This is a genomic window from Sphingomonas sp. 66-10 (genome assembly GCF_001897045.1).
GTDB classification, from domain to species: domain Bacteria; phylum Pseudomonadota; class Alphaproteobacteria; order Sphingomonadales; family Sphingomonadaceae; genus Sphingomonas; species Sphingomonas lycopersici.
The window spans coordinates 7,296-14,251 of record NZ_MKRR01000018.1 but is presented as its reverse complement, the minus strand read 5'-3'; the positions used below and the strand labels follow the sequence as shown (position 1 = coordinate 14,251).

6 protein-coding genes are annotated in these 6,956 nt (G+C 71.1%); all 6 read left to right on the top strand.

Annotation, left to right across the window (positions count from 1 at the left end):
- A partial coding sequence (locus BGN95_RS02060; RefSeq protein ID WP_286771473.1) for a sensor histidine kinase occupies positions 1-400 on the top strand: 400 nt, incomplete at its 5' end.
- Complete coding sequence (tsaE, locus tag BGN95_RS02055) at positions 397-843, top strand: tRNA (adenosine(37)-N6)-threonylcarbamoyltransferase complex ATPase subunit type 1 TsaE (protein WP_179511631.1); 447 nt, start codon at positions 397-399, stop codon at positions 841-843. The genes BGN95_RS02060 and tsaE, both read left to right, overlap by 4 nt.
- Positions 828-1,808 (top strand): aminoglycoside phosphotransferase family protein, encoded by a 981-nt coding sequence (locus BGN95_RS02050; RefSeq protein WP_265268457.1) that lies wholly within the window; start codon positions 828-830, stop codon positions 1,806-1,808. Before tsaE ends, BGN95_RS02050 begins: the two co-directional genes overlap by 16 nt.
- Positions 1,805-2,560 (top strand): nucleotidyltransferase family protein, encoded by a 756-nt coding sequence (locus tag BGN95_RS02045; RefSeq protein WP_265268458.1) that lies wholly within the window; start codon positions 1,805-1,807, stop codon positions 2,558-2,560. The genes BGN95_RS02050 and BGN95_RS02045 overlap by 4 nt, the downstream gene beginning before the upstream one ends.
- Positions 2,561-2,695: 135 nt before the next feature.
- Positions 2,696-5,647: a PD-(D/E)XK nuclease family protein gene (locus BGN95_RS02040; RefSeq protein WP_286771472.1), complete on the top strand. Its 2,952-nt coding sequence runs from the start codon at positions 2,696-2,698 to the stop codon at positions 5,645-5,647.
- A partial coding sequence (locus BGN95_RS02035; protein WP_286771471.1) for a UvrD-helicase domain-containing protein occupies positions 5,631-6,956 on the top strand: 1,326 nt, incomplete at its 3' end. The genes BGN95_RS02040 and BGN95_RS02035, both read left to right, overlap by 17 nt.

The following is a 6,956-nucleotide window of genomic DNA, read 5'->3' as shown; positions in this document are numbered from 1 at the left end:
GGCGGGGGTCGATTATGTCGTCGAGATCAACCGCTCGGTCGGCCGCGTCACCGGCGATCCGCGCCGCATCGGCGAGGTGATCGAGCATCTGCTGCGCCACGCGCTCGCTTCGGTGGGTGGGGAGACGGGCAGCGGCGGGCGCGTCCTGCTCCATGCCGACGGCAATGCGGCGCGCGCGCGGATCGTGGTGTCCGACGACGGGCAGGGGATGGATGCGCAAGCCGCGGCGCACGCCTTCGATCGCTTCGCCCAGCCCGGCATCACCAGCGGCGGCGCGCGTGCGCTCGATCTCGGGCTGCCGCTCGCCAAGCAATTCGTCGAGGCGCATCGCGGGACGATCGCTTTGGTCAGCGAGCCGGGCGAGGGGACGCTGGTGACGGTGGAACTGCCGCGGCGATGATCCGGCTCGCCGATCCGCAAGCGACCGAGGCGATCGGTGCCTCGCTGGCGTCGGTGCTCGCGCCCGGCGACGTGATCACGCTCGAAGGACCGCTCGGCGCAGGCAAGACGAGCATCGCGCGCGGGCTGCTCGCCGCGTTGGGGCTGGAGGGTGAGGCGCCGTCGCCGAGCTTCGCGATCGTCCAGCCTTATGCGCCCCCCGAAGTGCGCGTGCCGGTGCTTCACGTCGATCTCTATCGCATCGACGATCCGCGCGAGATGGACGAACTGGGGCTGGACGAGGCGCGCTACGATTCGGCGCTGCTGATCGAATGGGCCGAGCGCGCCGGGCCGCAGGCATGGCCCGATGCGCTGCGACTCAGGCTGGAGATATTGCCGGACGGCGCGCGCGGCTTGACTTGGGCGGCGCCGGCGGCATGGGAGCAACGATGGCGACCGACATGATTCCCCCCGCCGGCGCCGCCGTTTTCCTTGCCGCACACGGCTGGGCCGGCGCCGAGATCGCGCCGCTGGCGGGCGATGCTTCCTTCCGCCGTTATTTCCGCATCACCCACGGCGCGCGTCGCGCGGTGCTGATGGACGCGCCGCCGCCGCATGAGGATCCACGCCCGTTCATCACTATCGCACGCTGGCTCAGCGAGCGCGGGTTCGCCGCGCCGGTGATCCTCGCGGCGGACGAAGCCAACGGCCTCGTCCTGATCGAGGATTTCGGGGACGATCGGATGCGCGAAGCGATCGAGACCGATCCTGATGCGACGATGGCGCTCTACGCCAGCGCGATCGACCTGCTCGTCGCGTTGCGCGGGCATGAGGCGATGCTGGGGTTGCGGCCCTATGATCGCACCGAGCTGCAGCGCGAGGCGGGGCTGCTGGTCGACTGGTATTGCCCCGCGGTCGGGCTGGAGGTGGACGCCGCCGGCTATCGCGCGGCGTGGGACGCGGTGCTCGAACGCGCGCTGGTCGAGAAGCCGGTGACGGTGCTGCGCGACTATCACGCCGAAAATCTGATGCTGATCCCGGCCGGGCTCGGGCTGCTCGACTTTCAGGACGCGCTCGCCGGGCATCCCGCCTACGACCTCGTGTCGTTGTTGCAGGATGCGCGGCGCGACGTCGAGCCGGCGATCGAGGAGGCGATGCTCGCCCGCTATCGCGCGGCGACTGGCGAGGGCGAAGCGTTCCTCGACGCCTATCACGTGCTCGGCGCGCAGCGGAACGCCAAGATCATCGGCATCTTCACCCGCTTGTGGAAGCGCGACGGCAAGCCGCGCTATCCGACGATGTGCCCGCGCGTCTGGAGCTATCTTGAGCGCGATCTTTCCTATCCCGTGCTCGGGCCGGTGGCGGCATGGTTCGACGCCAATATCCCCCCCGAGCTGCGCGGTGACCCCATGATGCTGGCAGGCCAATGACCCGAGTGCGAATGATCCGGCCCGAACCGGGCGGCAAGGTGCCCAAGACCGCGATGGTCATGGCCGCCGGGCTCGGCAAAAGGATGCGCCCGCTGACCGCGACGCGGCCCAAGCCGCTGGTCGAGGTGGCGGGCAAGACGTTGCTCGATCATGTCTTCGATCGGTTGAAGGCGGCGGGTGTCGAGCGCGCGGTGGTCAATGTCCATTATCTCGCCGACGCATTGCAGGCGCATCTGCTCAACCGCGTCTCGGGGATCGAGATCGTCATCTCCGACGAGCGCGGGCGGCTGATGGAGACCGGCGGCGCGCTGGTCCAGGCGCGCGCGCTGATCGGCGACGAGCCGTTCCTCTATGTCAACAGCGACAATTTGTGGGTCGACGGCCCGACCGACGCGATCAAGCTGCTCGCCTCGCGCTGGGACGACGCGACGATGGACGCGTTGCTGCTGATGGTGCCCTATGCCCGCGCGCACAATCACCGCGGACAGGGCGATTTCCGCCTCGCGCCGAACGGGCGGATCATCGGGCGACGTGGGCGCGGACGGGTCGCGCCGTTCGTGTGGACCGGGGTGCAGATCATGCATCCGCGGCTGATCGCGGACTGGCCGGAAGGGCCGTTCTCGACCAATTTGTTCTGGGATCGCGCGATCGCCGCCGGGCGCGCTTACGGGCAGGTGCATCAGGGGCTGTGGTTCGACGTCGGCACCCCCGCCGCGATCGGGCGGACCGAAGCCATATTGGCCGATGGCTGAGGCGCGGGGCGAAAACGAAGCACCGTTCGCCCTGAGCCTGTCGAAGGGCGGCCCCACCTCACGAGCGACAGGACGCCCTTCGACAAGCTCAGGGCGAACGGTGGAGAGGCAGGCGCCGGACAAGAGGCTTCTGGCATGACGCCAGAGGCAGAATCGACCCTGGGTCAAGGCCAACGCGACGCAAAGGCGCGAGGGCTGAACCTTTACACGATCCCGGCGCATCGCGCCTTCGCCGATGCTTTGGTCGCGGGGCTGATGCGGCGGTTCGGCAGCGATCCGCTCGGGCTGGCGCGCGGGCTGGTGCTGGTGCCCAACAATCGTGCGCGGATCGCGGTCAACGAGGCGTTCGTGCGCGCCTCGGGCGGCGGACTGGTGTTGCCGCGATTAGTGGCGATCGGCGCCGATGATCTCGGCGAGGCGATCGGCGCCGCGCTCGATCCGGCCGATGACGATGCGCCGGTGCCCCCGGCGATCGCGCCGCTCGCGCGCAGGATGATCCTCTCGCGGCTGGTGCAGGACGAGCGCCCCGATCTCGACGCGGCGGAGGCGGTGCGGCTGGCGGGCGAGCTGGCGCGGACGCTCGATCAGCTGATCGTCGAGGAGGTGCCGCCGTCGCGGCTGGCCGAGCTCGATCTGGGGCCGGATCTGTCGGAGCATTGGCAGCGCGCGCTCGCCTCGTTCCGCGTGGTGCTCGATCGCTGGCCGGGGGAATTGGCGCGGCTCGGGCGGATCGATCTCGCCGAGCGACGCGCGCGGCTGCTGACCCGGCTCGCGGCGCGCTGGTGCGAGGCGCCGCCGGGCGGGTTCGTCTGCGCCGCCGGCATCACCGACTCCGCGCCGGCCGTCGCGCGGCTGCTGCGGCGCGTCGCGGGGCTGCCGCACGGCATGGTGGTGTTCGCCAATGTCGATCTCGCGATGCCCGAGGAGGAATGGGCGGCGCTCGGGCCGCATCCCGAGGGCGACCCGCGGCGCGCGATCGAGGTGCATCCGCAATATCATCTCAAGCTGATGCTCGAACGGATCGGCGCCGGCCGCGGCGAGGTGGCCGCGTGGCGCGACGGCAGCGAGCATGACGCGCCGCCGGCGCGCGCGCGCGCGATCGCCAATGCGCTGACGCCGGCGGAGTTCACTGGCAAATGGACCGGGCTTGCCGCCGCCGACCGGCGTCTTTCCGGCGTGCGCGCGGCCGAATTCGCCACCCCGGCGGGCGAGGCGCAGGCGATCGCGCTCGCCTTGCGCGGCGCGCTGGAGCGTGAAGGGCGGACCGCGGCGCTCGTCACCCCCGATCGCGCGCTGGCGCGGCGCGTCGCGGCGCATTGCAAGCGCTGGAATATCGAGATCGACGATACCGCCGGCCGGCCGCTCGCGATCCTGCCGCCCGGCACCTTGCTCGGCGCGATCGCCGAGGCTGCAGCGCAGGATTTCGCGCCGCTGCCGCTGCTGACCCTGCTCAAACATCCGCTGGTCCGCGCGGGCGAAGCGCGGGCCGCGTGGCTGGAGGGGGTGCGGCGGCTCGACAAGGCATTGCGCGGGCCGCGTCCGGCGCCCGGGCTGGCGGGGATCGACGCGCATCTCGGTGCGGCCGCGTGGTGGCACGAAATTCGCGCCTTGCTCGCGCCGGTGGAGGCGCTGGCGGCGGATGATCGCTCGCTCGCCGAGCGTGTCGCCGCGTTGCGCGAGGCGGCGAACGTGCTGGCCGGCGACGAGGCGTGGCGCGGCCCCGCCGGGCGCGCCGCCGCCGATCTGCTCGCCGAATTGGAGAGCGAGGCGGGCGCCGGCCCGCGCAAGGTATCGCGCGACGATCTCGCCCCGCTGCTGCGGCTATTGATGGACGAGGCGGCGGTGCGCCCGGCGCAGGGCGGTCATGCCCGGCTGGCGATCTACGGGTTGATCGAGGCGCGGTTGCAGAGCGCCGATCTGATGATCCTCGGCGGGCTCAACGAGGGCGTCTGGCCCGGCTCGCCCGCGCCCGATCCCTGGCTCGCGCCGCGTATCCGCGTCGCGCTCGGGCTGCCCGGGCTGGAGCGCCGCGTCGGGATCGCGGCGCATGATTTCGGGCAGGGGCTCGGCGCGCCGGAGGTATTGCTGACCCGCGCGCGACGCGACAGCCGCTCGCCGACGCTCGCCTCCCGCTTCTGGCTGCGGCTGGAGGCGATGGCGGGGCAAGATTTCGCGCGCGCGCGCGATCTGGAGCATTGGGTCGATGCGCTCGATCGCCCGCCGGCGCACCGCCCCGCCGCGCGCCCGGCGCCCTCGCCGGCCAAAGAGCAGCGGCCGCGCGAGATTTCGGTGACGCAGGTCGATCGGCTCAAGGCCGATCCTTATGCCTTCTACGCCCAGCGCATCCTGCGGCTATCCGCGCTCGATCCGGTCGACGCCGATCCGACGGCGGCGTGGCGCGGAACCGTTGTGCACGCGGTGCTGGAGCAATGGGCGAAGCAGGACGGCTGCGCGATCGAGGCGTTGCGCCCGCGTGCGCTGGCGATGCTCAACGATCCCGCGACGCACCCGTTGCTCCGCGCTTTGTGGCAACCGCGGCTGATCGCGGCGATCGACTGGATCGCGGCGCGGCTCGATCAGGCGCGCGTCGAGGGGCGCGACGTAATCGCGGTCGAAGGCAAGGGCGGGGCGGAGATCGCCGGGGTGACGCTTTCCGGCCGGTTCGACCGGATCGACCGCGCGGCGGACGGCAGCCTCGTCATCGTCGATTACAAGACCGGCAAGGCGCCGTCGCCCGCGGCGGTGCGCGCGGGGTTCTCGATGCAATTGGGGTTGCTCGGCGCGATCGCCGAGGCGGGGGGCTTTCAGGGGATTGCGGGCAAGGCAGGCGGATTCGAATATTGGTCGCTCGCGAAATATCGCGACCAGTTCGGGCAGGTGACCTCGCCGGTCGATCCGGCGGGGAAGAACGGGCGGATCGTGACCGACGAATTCGTCGCGCAGGCCCGCGCGGTGTTCGCCGAAGCGGCGGGGCTGTGGCTGACCGGGGACGAGCCGTTCGTCGCCAAGCTCCACCCCGAATATGCACCCTATGCCGATTATGACCAGCTGATGCGCCGCGACGAATGGTATGGCCGTGACCGCTGACACGCTGAGCCCCTTGCCCCCGCTGCGCGGCGAGCAGCGCACCGCGAGCCGGCCGGACAGCCATGTGTGGCTTTCCGCCTCGGCCGGGACGGGCAAGACGCAGGTGCTGGCGGCGCGGGTGTTTCGGCTGTTGCTGCGCGGTGTGTCCCCGGCAGCGATCCTGTGCCTCACCTTCACCAAGGCCGGCGCGGCGGAGATGGCGGCGCGGATCAGCCAGCGGCTCGCCGCCTGGGTACGAATGCCCGAAACCGCACTGGGCAAGGATCTGATCGCGCTCGGCGAGGAGCCGACCGCGCAGCGTATCGCGCTCGCGCGCACCTTGTTCGCGCGGGTGCTCGATGCGCCGGGCGGCGGATTGCGCATCCAGACGATCCACGGCTTCTGCCAGGGGCTGCTCGCGGCTTTCCCGGCCGAGGCGGGGCTCGTCCCCGGTTTCCGCCCGATCGAACCGCGCGAGGAAGTGTTGCTGATGCGACAGGCTCTCGGCGACCTGCTGGTCGATGCCGAGCGCGAAGGGCGCAGCGGCCCGGCCGAGACGATCGGCGCGCTGTCCGTCCGGCTCGGCGAGGAGAAAGCCGAGAGTTTCCTGCGCGATTGCGCGCGGGCGGGGCGGGCGCTGGAAGCCTTGCCGAGCGGGATCGGCGCTTTCGTGCGGCGCGAGCTCGACCTGCCGGCGGGCGACGTCGAGGAAGCGATCCGCGAGGGATGCGCGGGCATCGATACGAGCCTGCTCGAAACGATCGCGCAGCTCAACCGCGACTGGGGGACCAAGAACGGCGTGGCGCGTGCCGAGGCGATCGCCGCGTGGCTTGCCGGCGACGAGGCGGCGCGCGCCGATGCGCTGGCCGATCTCCACGCCGTCTGGGCCAAGGCGGACGGCGATCCGCGTTCGTTCGGCAAGGGGCAGGCGCCGCAGGACGATCGATATGCCGAGCTGGCGATGTCGCTCTACGAGCATTGCGCCGCATTGCTGTCGCTCCGCGTGCGTGCCGCGTTCGCCGATCTGCTTTCCGACGCGCTGACCGTCGGACGCGATTATGCGCGTGAATATGCCGCGGCGAAGCGGCGGGTGGGGGCGGTCGATTTCGACGATCTCATCGCGGCGACGGTCGATCTGTTCGATCAGCCCGGGATCGGCGAATGGGTGCGGTTCAAGCTCGACCAGATCACCGAACATGTGCTGATCGACGAGGCGCAGGATACCAATGCCAGCCAGTGGCGGATCGTCCGCGCCTTGGTCGACGAATATTTCGTCGGGCGCGGGGTCCACGCGCCGTCGACGCGCACGCTGTTCACCGTCGGCGACCAC